Genomic DNA, 13,874 nt, shown 5'->3' on the forward strand with positions numbered 1-13,874 from the left:
GACAAGCCCGGCCATGACGACATCTAATGAACCCTCACTCGAAAATCACTTCGATCTGGATCGAAGTATTGATGTTGCTGACAGCCTCCTGCCACTCAAATCGCGTCCGGGAACTCGCCCATGGCCGCCGCGACCCGCGCCCTGCGGCGGCGGGCCCAGGACGCCAGCGAGAGCGCGACGAGGCCAAGCGCGACCGGCGGGAACACCACCATGTTCACCGCGGACCAGCCGTAATTGGCGAGCAGCTGGCCCGATGAGAACGAGCCGATCGCCATCATGCCGAACACCAGGAAATCGTTGAAGGCCTGCACCTTGTTGCGCTCCTGCGGACGGTGCGTCTCCAGCACCAGCGCGGATGCGCCGATGAAAGAGAAATTCCACCCGACACCGAGCACGATCAGCGTCGCCCAGAAATGCATCGCGGTAATACCGGAGAGACCGATGCCGGCGGCAGCGGCTTCCAGCAACAGGCCGGCGGCAACGATCTTGGGTGCGCCGAAGCGGGCGATCAGCGCGCCGGCGAAGAAGCTCGGCCCGTACATGGCGACGATGTGCCATTGAATGCCGAAATTGGAATCGGACAGGCTCAGCCCACACATCTTCATGGCGAGCGGCGCCGAGGTCATCACCAGATTCATCATGGGATAGGCGATGACGCCGCACAGTGCGGCCGCGATGAAGCGCGGCTGGGTCACGATGGTGAGCAGCGGCCGTCCGCCATGCAGATCGGCCGACGCCGGCTTCGGCATGTCGACGCCGGCGACGATGCCCATCGCGACCAGCGCGACCGCCGCCTGCACCAGGAAGCTGAAGGCGAACAGATAGGGCGACCAGATGTCCATGGTCCATTGCACCAGCTGCGGACCGAGTACGCCGGCGAACACGCCACCCGCCATCACCCACGACACAGCTTTCGGCCGATAGGCTGCGCTGGCGCCGTCGGCGGCCGCGAAGCGATAGGATTGCGCCACCGAGCCATAGAGGCCGCCGAGGAAGGTCGCGAGGCAAAACAGTGCGAACGAGGCGTGCAGGATCGCGAACGAGCCGATGAGACCGGTGAGCGTGCCAAGGCCGGTGCCGATGACGAAGGCCCAGCGGCGGCCGAAGCGGCGCGAGATCGCGCCGGTCGGCAGCGTGCCGGCCGCAAGCCCAACTACGTACATCGACAGCGGCACAGTCGCGAGCGACATGTCGGGTGCGAGCGTGGCGCCGACGATCGAGCCGGTGGCGAAGATCACCGCCGAATTGGCGCCGGTCAGCGCCTGGGCTGCGGCGAGGCGCACCACATTGCCGCGCACGCGGACGTCGTCGGCAATCTCACTGGCTGCAGTCGCGTCTAGCATCGGCATTTCCGCCCGCAGGGTCTTTTAAATAAAAGGCTTGGTGATTCGCGGAACTATGGAGGGGCGCGGGAAGGCGGGCAACCGGCGCAAACGGGCGCAGGCCATGCCTCTGACGCAATCGGGCCGATGATACCCGGCCCGCGCTCTTGACGGCTTGCGCTCGATCAAATCCTATCCGCCGCTACTTCAGGGAGTTTCGTTCATGTCCGTCGATGACAGGCCTACGCTTAGCGCTCCCGACGACGATCCCTGGCTCTGGCTGGAGGAGATCGAAGGCGCCCGCGCGATCGATTTCGTCGAACGGCAGAATAGGCTGACGCTGGACAGATTCGGCGGCGCGGCGTTTGAACGCGATCGCGACGCGCTCGCAGCGATCTACGATCGCCCGGACAACATTCCCTATGTGGGACGAAGCGGTAACCTTCTCTACAATTCCTGGAAGGATGCGGACCATCCGCGTGGCCTGTGGCGGCGCACCACACTCGACGAGTTTCGAAAGCCCGATCCGAGCTGGGAGGTGTTGCTCGACATTGACCAGCTTGCGGCGGACGAGGGTGAAGATTGGCTGCTGCACTGGACGGCGTCGCGGTCCGGCTATACGCGCGTCATGCTGAGCCTGTCGCGCGGCGGCAGCGACGCGGTCACGTTGCGCGAATTCGACGGAGAGACGAAAAGCTTCGTGAGCGACGGCTTTGTCTTGCCGGAGGCGAAGGGCAGTGTCGATTGGCTCGATCCGGATACGCTCGTCCTCTCCAGCGCCTATGGCGAGGGCATGGCGACGACGTCCGGCTACGCCAGAACAATCCGGCTGTGGCGACGCGGGCAGCCGGTCGAGCAGGCGCAAATCATCTTCGAGACCACCGCCGACCGGATGCGGGTCTATTGCGGGGTCGACGACAGCGGCGCGGCACCGCGCGCCTGGATCATCGATCAGGTCGACTTCTTCAATTTCGCGATCTGGCTTCGCGACGCCGCCGGCACGCTCACGCGATTAGACCTGCCCACCGATGTCTGGATGCAGGCCCATCGCGACTGGTTCGCGATGAAGTTGCGGCAGGACTGGACCGTTGCCGGGCAAACCTATGTGGCCGACAGCGTGCTCGGCATCTCGCTCTCGGCATTTCTCGCAGGCGATCGCGACTTCGCTGTCCTGTTCGAGCCAGGCGCACGCCGGGCGCTCCAGGGATTTTCCTGGGCCGATGGCAAGCTCCTCATGTCCATCCTCGACGAGCTCCGGCCGGTGTTCGATATCTGCACGCCGTCTCCCGCCGGCTGGAGCCGCGAGACGCTGCGCGGCCTTCCCGAGATCGGCGTGGTCGACGTCTGGCGCTTCGATCATTATGACTCCGAGAGCAATGGCGACCTGCTTGCCAATGTGCAGGATCCGCTGACCCCACCGTCGCTGATGCTGATCGAGCGCGGCGTCGAAAGCCCGACCGTGCTGAAGCAGGCGCCGAAGACGTTCAACGCCGATGGCCTTGTGGTGACCCAGCACGAAGCGATCTCGATGGACGGCGAGCGCATTCCCTATGTGCAGACCGGTCCTGCTGGCGAGACCGGCGATGCGCCGGTCTATATGAGCGCCTATGGCGGCTTCGGACTTGCCGTGAAGCCGCAATACAATTCGTCGCTCGGCAAGCTCTGGCTCGAACGCGGCGGCACAATGGTACAGGCGAATTTGCGCGGCGGCGGCGAGTTCGGCACGCGCTGGCACGATGCCGGCCGTTTCGCCGGCAAGAAATTGTCGCATGACGATTTCGCTGCCGTGGCCGCCGATCTCGTGCGTCGCGGCGTCACGAGCGCAAAGCGCATCGCAGCCCAGGGCGGATCGAACGGCGGCATCCTCATCACCAACATGCTGGTGCGATACCCCGAGCGCCTCGGCGCGCTGTTCTGCACCATCCCGCTGATCGACATGCGCCGCTATACAAAGCTGCTCGCGGGCGCGAGCTGGATTGCCGAATATGGCGACCCCGACAAGCCCGACCAATGGGAGTGGCTGAAGACTTACTCCGCCTATCACAACGCAAAACCGGGCCAGCCCTATCCGCCGATCCTGATCGCGACGACGCGGCGCGATGACCGCGTCCATCCCGGCCACGCGCGCAAGATGGCGGCAAAGCTGCAGGCGATGGGCTACGAGGCCTGGTTCTACGAGCCGGCCGCCGGTGGCCACGGCTACGGCAAGGACAACAAGGAGCGCGCCGGATTCCAGGTGCTGGGGTTTCAGTTCTTGAAGGACAAGATCGGGTGGCGGGACGGCGAGGCGTGACGGCCTCGGGGCATGGCTACAGGAGCTGTGCGGCCATCCTTCGAGACGCCGCTGCGCGGCTCCTCAGGATGAGGTCTCGTGTCGCGGCGAGATAAGACCCTCATGGTGAGGAGCGCCGCCTTCCGGCGCGTCTCGAACCATGCAGGCCGAGCTGTCACTAGCGCCTCAGCCCCGCGCAAACACCAGCGTCAGATTGTTCGCGGGCATGTCGATGGTATCGATGAGGCGAAGCCCCGCACTGCGCGCCAGTGTCTTGACATCGCCGACATCGCGCACACCCCAGTCGGGATTGCCTTCCCGCAGCGACGTGTCGAACACGGCGTTGCTGAGGGCGGTGTGCTTGCCGTCGCGCTTGAACGGGCCGTAGAGGAACAGCTGGCCGTCGGACCGCAAGTAGCGGCCGGCGCCGGCGAACAGGCCCTCGGCCACGGTCCAGGGCGCAATGTGGATGACATTGGCGCAGAACACGGCCGCAAGATTGTTCGGCCCCTGCCCGCTCTTCATCTCCGGACACCAGTCGGGATCGGACAAATCGATACGCAACGGCGAGCGAATGTTTTTCAGGCCCGAATGCACGCGCCAGGCCTCGATGCTCTTTACATGGCGCTGGTTGAGGTCGCTCGGCCACCAGACGAGATCGGGCGTGTGGCGGGCGAAATGGACCACGTGCTGGCCGGTTCCACTGCCGACCTCGACCACGTCGCCCGACCGCGCAGCGAGATGCTTTTCGAGCGCCGCCCAGAGCGGCTCGTGATTGCGATGGAAGGCCGGCGCATCGAGACGGCCGTCAGATTCGACCTTCCCGCCGTCCCCGCCAAATTCAACGACATATTCAGCCAATTCATGTCCCCGGAAAACGAGAAAGCAGACGAAAGCGCAACAAGGGCCAAACGCCCCAAACAAGTGCCTGACAAAGCCGGCTTGATGAACGATCTATCTCATCAGTTGCAATGCGGAAGATATTAACGCCATTTCGCGGCCTGCATAGTCTTGATTGTCAGGGCATGTCCTTTGTGCTTTTGAACACTATCTTTTGCAGACATCTTAAGCCTCGGACCGACGCCTTGACCGCCTTTCCTCGCAAGCCCGCCCTGCTCCTCGCGCTGGTCGTCCTCACGGGCCTCGCCGCGCGCCCGGCGTGGGCGCAGTCCGCAATCGCCGAGGGCCAAAAGCTCGCTTTCGACCGCGGCAAGGGCAATTGCCTCACCTGCCACGTCATCAAGGGCGGCGATTTGCCGGGCACGATCGGACCGGAGCTGAAGGACCTCAAGGCAAAATACCCCGACCGCAACGAGCTGGTCGCGATCCTGTTCGACGAGACCAAGCGCAACCCGCAGACCATGATGCCGCCGTTCGGCCGCAACCGGCTTTTGACCGACCAGGAGATCAACGCGATCGTTGATTTCCTGCAGACGCTGTAACGGCCGGCCCTGGAGACCTGAGATGACCACACACACCGGCCCTCATCCGACGCGGCGCCTCATCCTTCAGGGCGCGACTTGCGTCGCGCTGATCGGCTTCGGCAATCTGCCCTTTGCGCCTGCGCGCGCTGCGGCCAATGACAAATATCCGGAAGAGGCGTTCAAGCTGAAGAACGAAGCGGATGCGATCAAGGCGCTCTATGGCAGGACCGCCGAGCCGTCCGACAAGATCAAGCTCGATGCGCCCGAGATCGCCGAGAATGGCGGCGTGGTGCCGATCTCGGTCGCGACGACGCTCGACAAGGTCGCCTCGATCTCGTTCTTCGTCGCCGAGAACCCGAACGCGCTGGCGGCGTCCTACAAGTTTCCCGAGGGCACGATCCCCGCTGTCGCCAACCGCCTGAAGATGGCGAAGACCAGCAACGTGACCGCAATCGTGGAAGCGGACGGCAAGCTCTACAGCGCGACCAAGGAAGTGAAGGTCACCGTCGGCGGCTGCGGCGGCTAGGGGAATCAAGATGGCATCCAGCATTCGCGTACGCGCAACATCCAACGGCGACATCACCGAGGTGCAGACATTGATCCAGCACCCCATGGATACCGGCCTCGTCAAGGACGCCAAGGGCGAGTTGATCCCTGCGCACTACATCCAGGAACTGAAGTTCGCATGTAACGGCAAGGACGTCTTCGTCGCCAATTGGGGCACCGCGATCTCCAAGGATCCCTACCTCAAGTTCAGCTTCAAGGGCGCCAAGAAGGGCGACGATCTGAAGATCTCCTGGACCGACAACAAGGGCGGGTCCGACGAGACCACCGCGAAGATCGCGTGATGAAGGCCCGCGCCTCCCTCCTGCTTGGCTCGTTGACCGCCGCGCTCGTTGCGTTCGCACTCGCCTCGCCGCGCGTGATCGCGGCCGATAAGGTCGATCCCGTCGCTGACGCCAAGGCGTTCCAGAACTTCTTCTTCCAGAAGTTTCCGGATGTGAAGCACGAGGATTTCGTCAACGGTCCTTATTCCATGAACGAGGACATGAAGCGGCAGTGGCAGGAGAAGGAAGAGTTTCCGCCCTACGAGTTCGCACTCGATGCCGGCAAGGAGATGTTTTCGACACCGTTCAAGAACGGCAAGACCTATGCTGATTGCTTCCCGAACGGCGGCATCGGCATTCGCCAGAACTATCCCTATTTCGATACGAAAGAGGGCAAGGTCGTCACGCTGGAGCTCGCGCTCAACCGCTGTCGCGAGGCCAATGGCGAGGCGCCCTATTCCTATGTCAAGGACGAGATGGCCTCGCTCACGGCCTACATGGCCTTCACCTCGCGTGGCAAGCCGATGGACATCAGAATTCCCGACGATCCCCGCGCGCTCGAAGCGTTCGAGAACGGCAAGCGCTATTTCTACACCCGCCGCGGCCAGCTGAACTTCTCCTGCGCGGGCTGCCATGTGCAGAGCCCGGGCGAGCGTATCCGCGCCGAGATTCTGGCGCCGGCGCTCGGCATTTTGAACGCAATGCCGATCTACCGCTCCGAATGGAGCGGCATGGGCACCACCAGCCGCCGCTTCATCACCTGCAACAGCCAGACCCGCGCGGTTCCGCTGGAGCCGCAGGCGGACGAATATCGCGACGTCGAATATTTCCTGTCCTACGTCGCCAACGGGCTGCCGATTTCCGGACCGGGAGCGCGGCCATGAAGCGGACACTTCCTCTCGCCATGTTGCTGGCCCTGAGCCTCGCGCCGGCGGCGCGCGCGGCAAATGAAGCGGACTACAAGGCGGCCTATGCTGCCGCGGAGGCCGCGTCCAAGGAGGCAGCCGGCATGCGCAACCAGTGGACCACGACCGTCTCGACGCTGGCGGCCGCCAAGAAGGCGGGCGACGGCGGCGATTTCGACCGCGCCGTGGCCGCAGCCAAGGAAGCTGAAGCACTGGCGAAAGCATCGATTGTCCAGGCGACCTCCGAAAAAGAAGCCTGGAAGGCGATGGAAATCCGCTAAAGTAAGCTTGGTGGGCCCCGTCGAACTGGCGTTAAGAGGCGCGGAGAATTTGAAAATGGCGATCCGCCGCCGCGATTTCCTGAAGAGCTCAGCCGTTGCTGCCGCATCGCTCGCGCTGCCGCGGTTTGCGCGCGGCGCCGAGACCCCTGGTATCTACGACATCGAGCGGTTCGGCAATGCGCGGATCCTCCACCTCACCGACACGCATGCGCAGCTCAATCCGGTCTATTTCCGCGAGCCCAGCGTCAATATCGGCATTGGCGAGATGGCGGGACGGCCACCGCATCTGGTCGGTCGCGCTTTCCTGGAGCATTTTGGCATCCGGCCCGACAGCGCCGACGCCTATGCCTTCACCAGTGTCGAGTTCGAGAAGTCCGCCGGCCGTTTCGGCAAGCTCGGCGGCTTCGCCCATCTGAAGACGCTGATCGACCGCCTGCGCGGCGATGTCGGCGAGAAGCACGCCATGCTGGTCGACGGCGGCGACCTCTGGCAGGGCACCGGCCTTGCCAACATCATGCAGGGCCGCGACATGGTCGAGGTCGCCAATCTGCTCGGCATCGAGGCGATGACCGGGCATTGGGAATTCACCTATGGCGAGCAGGCGCTGCGCGACAATCTCGAGCACTTCAAGGGCGAGTTTCTGGCGCAGAACGTCTTCCTGAACGAGGAAGCCGCGTTCAACGACGCGCCCGCCTTCGACAAGACGACGGGGCGCGTGTTCAAGCCGTCAACCATCAAGGAGCTCGGTGGCCATCGCGTCGCGATCATCGGCCAGGCCTTTCCCTACGTGCCGATCGCGCATCCCAAGCGGTTCACGCCGGACTGGACCTTTGGCATCCGCGAGGAAGAGCTGCAGAAGCATGTCGACAGCTTGCGCGGCGCCGACAAGGTCGATGCGGTGATCCTGCTGTCGCACAACGGCATGGATGTCGACCTCAAGCTCGCAAGCCGCGTCACCGGCATCGACGTCATCCTCGGCGGCCACACCCATGACGCCGTGCCGCAGCCGCTTCCCGTGAAGAACGCTGGCGGTACGACGCTTGTCACCAATGCCGGCTCCAACGGAAAATTTCTCGCCGTGCTCGATCTCGCGCTCGACAAGGGCAAGGTCAGCGACGTCAAATATCATCTGCTGCCGGTCTATTCCGAGCTGCTGAAGCCCGATCCTGCAATGGCCGAGCTGATCGGAAAGCTGCGCGCGCCGCATGTGACCGACTGGTCGGAGAAGATCGCAACGCCTGATCGGCTGCTCTATCGCCGCGACAATTTCGTCGGGCCCATCGACGAGCTGATCTGCACTGCGCTGCGGACCGAGCTCGATGCCGAGATCGCGCTGTCGCCGGGCTTCCGCTGGGGCGTCACCGCGTTGCCCGGCCAGCCGCTGACCATGGAGGATGTGCTCGCGGAGACCGCGATCACCTATCCCGAGACCTATGTGCAGGAGATGACGGGCGCAGAGATCAAGGACGTGCTGGAAGACATCTGCGACAACCTCTTCAATGCCGATCCCTATTACCAGCAAGGCGGCGACATGGTGCGCGCCGGCGGGCTCAGCTACGCCTGCAGCCCGACGAGTGCGATCGGCAGCCGCATCTCCGAGCTCAAGCTCGCCGATGGCAAGGCGCTCAGCGCCGTCAGGCACTACAAGGTCGCAGGCTGGGCCTCGGTCAACGGCCAGCAGGGCGCACCGGTGTGGGACGTCGTCGGCAAATATCTGCGCTCGGGCCGGATGCTTCCGGAGCGGCTCGGCTCCGGCGTCACGCTGAAGGGCGTCGACGGCAATCCAGGCATTGCAGGATAGGGATGATGCGGTTGCAGTTGGTTCGCGCGATGATGCTGGCGCTGCTCGTATGGACGGCGATGCCGCTCGTTTTTGCGCAGCAGGTGCCGCTCCAGGACAAGCCGTTCGCCGAGCACAAGATCGTGCTACAGCTCTCAGATAGCGATGCCAAGAAGCAGGCGCTGGTGCTGAGCGTCGCCAACAATCTTCTGAAGGCCTACGACCCCGACAAGATCGCGGTTGAGGTCGTCGCCTTCGGTCCCGGCATCGATCTGCTGCTGTCCGGCGGCGAGCGCCGCAAGCAGGTCGAAAGCCTGATCGCGCAGGGCGTGCGTTTCGACATCTGCCTCAAGACGGTCGACACGATCGAGCGGGAGACAGGCAAGCGGCCGGAGTTCATTCCGGCGGCAACGCCGGTGCAGGTAGGCGTGGGGCAGATTCTGTTTCTGGCGGAGAATGGGTACACGGTGGTGAGGCCGTAGGGGCCGTCCGGAGCGTTTGTGGCACGTCACCGCCCCACACTCGCTGTCATTCCCCGCGAAAGCGGGGAATCCAGTACGCCGCGGCTTCTCCGCGTCCTCGCGCTGTCTCTGGAATACTGGATCGCCCGCTTTCGCGGGCGATGACAGCGGTGGGTGGGGTAGCACTGTAGCGCTCCAACAGTTCCTATGCTGCCCAGCACCGCTCCGCGGAATAAAAATCTTCTAAATCTTCTTACTTCAACAGCACATTACTTCTCTTTCTTCCCTCCGGCGTAGTAGAATTCTCGAAATCAGTTCACGCCGGGTCTTGCCATGATCTTCCGCCAGCTCTTCGACAGCGTTTCGGGCACCTACAGCTACGTCCTTGCCAGCCGCCCGGGCGGCGAGGCGCTGATCCTTGATCCCGTGCTGGAGAAGGTCGACCGCTACTGCCAGCTGCTGCGCGAGCTCGACCTCAAGCTGGTCAAGGCGGTCGACACCCATCTGCACGCCGACCACGTCACCGGCCTCGGCGAGCTGCGCGACCGCACCCATTGCATGACCGTGATGGGCGACCAGACCAAGGCCGACGTGGTGGCCATGCGGGTCGCCGACGGCGACAAGGTGACCATCGAGGGCCTGTCGCTCGACGTGATGTACACGCCCGGCCACACCGACGATTCCTATTCCTATCTGATGGGCGACCGCGTCTTCACCGGCGACACGCTCTTGATCCGCGGCACCGGCCGCACCGATTTCCAGAACGGCTCGTCGCGCGCGCAGTACGAGTCAATTTTCAATCGGCTGCTGAAGCTGCCCGATGAGACGATGGTGTTCCCCGCGCATGACTACAAGGGCGACACCGTCTCCACCATCGGCGAGGAGAAGCGTTATAATCCGCGGCTGCAGGTGCGCTCGGTCGACGAATATATCGAGCTGATGGCGAACCTGAAGCTGCCCAATCCGAAGATGATGGACGTGGCGGTGCCGGCCAACATGCGGGTCGGCCTGCATCAGGAAGAGCTGGAGAAAGAGGGTCGCGCGCTCAGCGCCGTCGAGGCGATCCGCTCGCTCCACCGGCCCGATATTCTGCTGGTCGATCTGCGCGAGACCAATGAGCGGATGAAGCACGGCATGCTCGAAGGCGCGCTGCACTCGCCCTATCCGAGCGTCGAGGAGAGCCTCAAGCCCGGCGGCATGCTGCGCGAGGTCGCTGCCGCTACGGGGCGCCGCGTCGTGTTCTTCTGCGCCTTCGGCGAGCGCTCGGCGATGGCTGTTGCCGCCGCCAAGGAGGCCGGCCTCTCCAACACCGCCCACATCGCCGGCGGCATCGATGCCTGGAAAAAGGCGGGTGGCCCGGTGGTGCACGCCTGACGGCATCGTCGCAGCCTTGAGATAAGTCAGGAACCGCTTAGATTTTGCGGCTAGAAGCGGATGACGCATCACCGTCCGGAACCAGCCATGACCAAGATCGGGAATAAGACAGCCAAGCCCAGCGAGCCGCCGAAACAGGTGGGCGATAAGGCAAAGAAGCCCAGGCCGCCGCGCGACACCGACGACGATGACGAAGACGGCGACATCGCCACGCCGAAGCGCGATCGTTATGGGAATGATGACGAGCCGTTGTGAGGGTGTGAAGCTTGCTCGGTGAAAGGTGCGGTCCCTGCCCGCAAGGGGGAGGGAGCGCAGTGTGCCCCGCTGCTCCGTCGAGCCATAGTTGAGACGGCTGGCCCCCGCCCGCACTACCTGCCATGCGCCTGCGTTCATGGACAAATAACCGCTGTGCCCGATAGTTTTCGCGCGCCTCCAGGGAGTGAAACGGAACTGCAATGGTCGACGTTCTCGCCGCACCGCAACACGGCAAGGCGGACAGCGCGCTGCGCACGCTGACCGGGATTTCCATCGCGCATTGGGTCAGCCATTTCCATCTGCTGGTCCTGCCGATGCTGTTTCCGTTCCTCAAGAGCCAGCTCGGCGTCGGCTATATCGAGCTCGGCTTCGCACTGACGGTGTCGGCCGTGGTGTCCGGGCTGACGCAGGCGCCGACCGGCTATCTCGTCGACCATTTCGGCGCGCGCAAAATCCTGCTCGGCGGACTGGCGCTCGGCGGGCTCGCGCTGATCATGCTCGGCCTGCACCTTAGCTACACCTCGCTGATCGCCTGCGCCGTGCTGCTTGGCCTCGCCAACAGCGTCTATCATCCTGCCGATTACGCCATCCTCGCCGAGCACATGGACGAGGCGCGGATGGGCCGCGCCTTCTCGGTCCACACCTTTGCCGGCTATTTTGGTGGCGCCGTTGCGCCGGCGATCGTCGCTGCGCTGGTCACGGTGTCCGGCGGCGTCGGTGCGCTGCTCGCATCGGGTGCGATCGGCGTGCTGGCGGCACTGCTGCTGGTTGCCATGAACATTCCCGATGCCGGCGCGCACAAGAGCAAGCCGGGCAACGCGAACATGCCGAAGCAAGCCGTCATCACGCCCGCGCTGATCACGCTGACCGCGCTGTTCATGCTGCTGAGCCTGTCGGTTGCCGGCATCAACAATTTCGGCGTGGTCGCGCTGATGAGCGGCTACGGCGCAACCTATTCCATCGCCAACGTCGCGCTGACCGCGTTCCTTGGCTCCAGCGCCGCGGGCGTGCTCGCGGGCGGCTTCCTCGCCGACCACACCGAGCGCCACGGCTATGTCGCCGCCGCCTGCTTTGCCGCCAATGCCGCCATCGTGCTGCTGATCGCGCTGGTCACGCTGCCGGGCTGGGCCTTGACCGCGACGATGGCGACCGCGGGTTTCCTCTCCGGCGTGATCGCGCCATCGCGGGACATGCTGGTGCGCAACGCCGCGCCTCCCGGCGCTGCCGGCCGCGCCTTTGGCATCGTCTCCACCGGCTTCAATCTCGGCGGCATCGTCAGCCCGCTGCTGTTCGGCTGGATCATGGACCAGAGCGCACCGCATTGGGTGTTCGGCGCTTCGGTGATCTTCATGGTGGCGACGGTGCTGCTGTCGCCGTTCACGGAGCGGAAGCCGCGAGCCAAGGCGTAGCTCCAAATTCAGTCGTCGTCCCGGCCTAGTTGCGCAATTGCGCACGGGGGCCGGGACCCATACGCCGCAGCATTAGTTTTGCGAAGACTCGGAGTCACCAGCTTCGCCCCAAACCACTCCCTGTGGTTATGGGTCCCGGCCTTCGCCGGGACGACAGTTGTGATTGGAGCGGGCAGCCCGCCTCCCTTACGTCGGCGACACCGCGCCCTTCAGCTCGGCTTCCCGAGGAGCTGCACCGCGCATCAGGCGGGCCTTTTCCGTGTTCGGCCAGAGCAGCAGCAGGCCGATGACGCCGGAGCCGATCATCACCACTGCGTTGATGGTGAAGCCGGTCATGTAGCCGTTGAGCATGCTGCCGGCGCGCTGGATCACGGTGCCCATCACGGCGGGCGCGATGATGCCCGAGAGCGTGTAGAGCGCACCGTAGATCGCGAGCACCGCGCCGCGCTGCGAAGCCGGCGTGAATTCGCCGAGCATCGGCGGACAGACCACATAGATCGCACCGCAGAGACCCGCGCCGACGACGAGCAGCGCGATTTGAAGGCCAGCGCCCTGAACGTGCGGCATCGTCGCCAGGATCAGGCCGCCGATGATCAGCGGCACTGAGCCGAGCACACCGCGCGAGATGCGCGTGGTGTAACCGCGTGCCATCATGACCTGCGAGATCCAGCCCGTCAGGATGACGATGGTGGCGCCGAACACCCAGGGCAGGATCGAGATATAGCCGGCCTGCTGCTGCGAGAAGCCGAGACCCGTGATGATGAACGCGGTGAACCATGTCAACCCGAGCGACAGCGCCCAATAGGCGCCGAAGGTCGCGATCACGCAGCCGAGGAAGGTGCGCGAGGTCAGAAGCTGGATGTAGGGAATTTTCGGCTCATTGGCAGCGAGCGCCCGCGTGTCCTCGAGCGGGCCTTCCTTGCCGAGCGCCAGCCAGGCACAGACCCAAATCAGGCCGACGACACCGAGCGCGCCGAAGGCGTAGTGCCAGGAGTGATTGACGATGACCCAGTTCAGCGCGGGCACGGCGAGGATGACGCCGAACGCCGAGCCTTGCGACAGGATTGCGGTCGGCAGCGTGCGCTTCTCGTCGGGGAACCATTTGTAGATGGCATGCATGGCGACCGAGGCCGCCGGCCCTTCGCCGGCGCCGAGCACGATGCGGCAGATCAGGAGCGTGGTGAAGGAGACGGTGCCGACCATCGGAAACTGCGCCAGCGCCCAGATCACCGCGAGCGTCAGCAGCACCCAGCGCGTCGCCACCTTGTTGACGACGAAGCCGACCACGATGGCCGAGACCGAGAACAGGAAGAAGAACGAGGAGCCGAGCATGCCAAATTGCGCAGGCTCGAGCTTCAGATCGGTCATGATCGGCACGCCGGCGAGGCCGACGACGATCTTGTCGGCGAAGTTCACCAGCATGAAGAGAAAGAGCAGAAAAGTGACGGTCCAGGCGCCCTTTGGCGTTTCGGTCGTCTTACCTGCCGCGAACGGTGTTCCCTGAGCGCTCATCATTCTCCCCGTGTGTTCTTTTTCGGCACTTTTGATTTGGCCGTCTTGGGAG

14 protein-coding genes are annotated in these 13,874 nt (G+C 64.2%); 11 read left to right on the plus strand and 3 right to left on the minus strand.

Features of this window, described 5'->3' with window-relative positions; all coding sequences use genetic code 11:
• Positions 1–95: 95 nt before the first annotated feature.
• On the minus strand, positions 96–1,343 hold the full coding sequence (locus ACP2YP_RS38505) for an MFS transporter (RefSeq protein ID WP_426421490.1): 1,248 nt from the start codon (positions 1,341–1,343) through the stop codon (positions 96–98).
• A gap of 202 nt (positions 1,344–1,545) precedes the next feature.
• Here ACP2YP_RS38505 and ACP2YP_RS38510 point away from each other — a divergent pair, with 202 nt between their 5' ends.
• Positions 1,546–3,615, plus strand: a complete 2,070-nt coding sequence (locus ACP2YP_RS38510) for a prolyl oligopeptidase family serine peptidase (protein ID WP_426421491.1) — start codon at positions 1,546–1,548, stop codon at positions 3,613–3,615.
• A gap of 165 nt (positions 3,616–3,780) precedes the next feature.
• On the opposite strand, the gene ACP2YP_RS38515 is transcribed toward ACP2YP_RS38510, so the two are convergent.
• Positions 3,781–4,455 carry a DUF938 domain-containing protein gene (locus ACP2YP_RS38515; RefSeq protein WP_426421492.1) on the minus strand — a complete coding sequence of 225 codons (675 nt, stop codon included), beginning with the start codon at positions 4,453–4,455 and terminating at the stop codon, positions 3,781–3,783.
• Between the two features lie 224 nt (positions 4,456–4,679).
• On the opposite strand from ACP2YP_RS38515, the gene soxX reads away from it, so the two are divergent.
• The 10 genes from soxX (at position 4,680) to ACP2YP_RS38565 (ending at position 12,310) form a co-directional block, all read left to right on the plus strand.
• Positions 4,680–5,036: a sulfur oxidation c-type cytochrome SoxX gene (soxX, locus tag ACP2YP_RS38520; protein ID WP_426421493.1), complete on the plus strand. Its 357-nt coding sequence runs from the start codon at positions 4,680–4,682 to the stop codon at positions 5,034–5,036.
• A 22-nt stretch (positions 5,037–5,058) separates the two neighbouring features.
• Positions 5,059–5,544, plus strand: coding sequence for a thiosulfate oxidation carrier protein SoxY (gene soxY, locus ACP2YP_RS38525; protein ID WP_426421494.1), 486 nt, complete (start codon positions 5,059–5,061; stop codon positions 5,542–5,544).
• Between the two features lie 10 nt (positions 5,545–5,554).
• Positions 5,555–5,866, plus strand: a complete 312-nt coding sequence (gene soxZ / locus ACP2YP_RS38530) for a thiosulfate oxidation carrier complex protein SoxZ (RefSeq protein ID WP_426421495.1) — start codon at positions 5,555–5,557, stop codon at positions 5,864–5,866.
• Complete coding sequence (soxA, locus tag ACP2YP_RS38535; protein WP_426421496.1) at positions 5,866–6,729, plus strand: sulfur oxidation c-type cytochrome SoxA; 864 nt, start codon at positions 5,866–5,868, stop codon at positions 6,727–6,729. Before soxZ ends, soxA begins: the two co-directional genes overlap by 1 nt.
• Positions 6,726–7,031: a hypothetical protein gene (locus tag ACP2YP_RS38540; RefSeq protein WP_426421497.1), complete on the plus strand. Its 306-nt coding sequence runs from the start codon at positions 6,726–6,728 to the stop codon at positions 7,029–7,031. The genes soxA and ACP2YP_RS38540 overlap by 4 nt, the downstream gene beginning before the upstream one ends.
• Before the next feature lie 55 nt (positions 7,032–7,086).
• The gene (gene soxB / locus ACP2YP_RS38545) at positions 7,087–8,832 is read left to right on the plus strand and encodes a thiosulfohydrolase SoxB (protein WP_426421498.1); all 1,746 of its coding nucleotides are present in this window, start codon (positions 7,087–7,089) and stop codon (positions 8,830–8,832) included.
• A gap of 2 nt (positions 8,833–8,834) precedes the next feature.
• Entirely contained in the window at positions 8,835–9,293 is a 459-nt protein-coding gene (locus ACP2YP_RS38550; protein ID WP_426421499.1) for a hypothetical protein, read from the plus strand.
• Positions 9,294–9,605: 312 nt separating this feature from the next.
• The gene (locus ACP2YP_RS38555; protein WP_426421500.1) at positions 9,606–10,646 is read left to right on the plus strand and encodes an MBL fold metallo-hydrolase; all 1,041 of its coding nucleotides are present in this window, start codon (positions 9,606–9,608) and stop codon (positions 10,644–10,646) included.
• Between the two features lie 87 nt (positions 10,647–10,733).
• Positions 10,734–10,901, plus strand: a complete 168-nt coding sequence (locus ACP2YP_RS38560) for a hypothetical protein (protein WP_426421501.1) — start codon at positions 10,734–10,736, stop codon at positions 10,899–10,901.
• Between the two features lie 200 nt (positions 10,902–11,101).
• Positions 11,102–12,310, plus strand: a complete 1,209-nt coding sequence (locus ACP2YP_RS38565) for an MFS transporter (protein ID WP_426421502.1) — start codon at positions 11,102–11,104, stop codon at positions 12,308–12,310.
• Positions 12,311–12,496: 186 nt separating this feature from the next.
• Here ACP2YP_RS38565 and ACP2YP_RS38570 read toward each other — a convergent pair whose 3' ends face one another.
• Positions 12,497–13,822: an MFS transporter gene (locus tag ACP2YP_RS38570; RefSeq protein WP_426421503.1), complete on the minus strand. Its 1,326-nt coding sequence runs from the start codon at positions 13,820–13,822 to the stop codon at positions 12,497–12,499.
• Between the last annotated feature and the right edge of the window lie 52 nt (positions 13,823–13,874).

It is taken from the genome of Bradyrhizobium genosp. A (genome assembly GCF_049949275.1).
GTDB lineage: Bacteria > Pseudomonadota > Alphaproteobacteria > Rhizobiales > Xanthobacteraceae > Bradyrhizobium.

Excerpts from the sequence above, each read along its gene's own strand:
- soxY (WP_426421494.1), top strand. The coding sequence starts at position 5,059 with ATGACCACACACACCGGCCCTCATCCGACGCGGCGCCTCATCCTTCAG.
- ACP2YP_RS38565 (WP_426421502.1), top strand. The coding sequence starts at position 11,102 with ATGGTCGACGTTCTCGCCGCACCGCAACACGGCAAGGCGGACAGCGCG.
- ACP2YP_RS38555 (WP_426421500.1), top strand. The coding sequence starts at position 9,606 with ATGATCTTCCGCCAGCTCTTCGACAGCGTTTCGGGCACCTACAGCTAC.
- ACP2YP_RS38570 (WP_426421503.1), bottom strand. The coding sequence starts at position 13,822 with ATGAGCGCTCAGGGAACACCGTTCGCGGCAGGTAAGACGACCGAAACG.
- soxA (WP_426421496.1), top strand. The coding sequence starts at position 5,866 with ATGAAGGCCCGCGCCTCCCTCCTGCTTGGCTCGTTGACCGCCGCGCTC.
- ACP2YP_RS38510 (WP_426421491.1), top strand. The coding sequence starts at position 1,546 with ATGTCCGTCGATGACAGGCCTACGCTTAGCGCTCCCGACGACGATCCC.
- ACP2YP_RS38560 (WP_426421501.1), top strand. The coding sequence starts at position 10,734 with ATGACCAAGATCGGGAATAAGACAGCCAAGCCCAGCGAGCCGCCGAAA.
- soxB (WP_426421498.1), top strand. The coding sequence starts at position 7,087 with ATGGCGATCCGCCGCCGCGATTTCCTGAAGAGCTCAGCCGTTGCTGCC.
- ACP2YP_RS38540 (WP_426421497.1), top strand. The coding sequence starts at position 6,726 with ATGAAGCGGACACTTCCTCTCGCCATGTTGCTGGCCCTGAGCCTCGCG.
- ACP2YP_RS38505 (WP_426421490.1), bottom strand. The coding sequence starts at position 1,343 with ATGCTAGACGCGACTGCAGCCAGTGAGATTGCCGACGACGTCCGCGTG.
- soxZ (WP_426421495.1), top strand. The coding sequence starts at position 5,555 with ATGGCATCCAGCATTCGCGTACGCGCAACATCCAACGGCGACATCACC.
- ACP2YP_RS38550 (WP_426421499.1), top strand. The coding sequence starts at position 8,835 with ATGATGCGGTTGCAGTTGGTTCGCGCGATGATGCTGGCGCTGCTCGTA.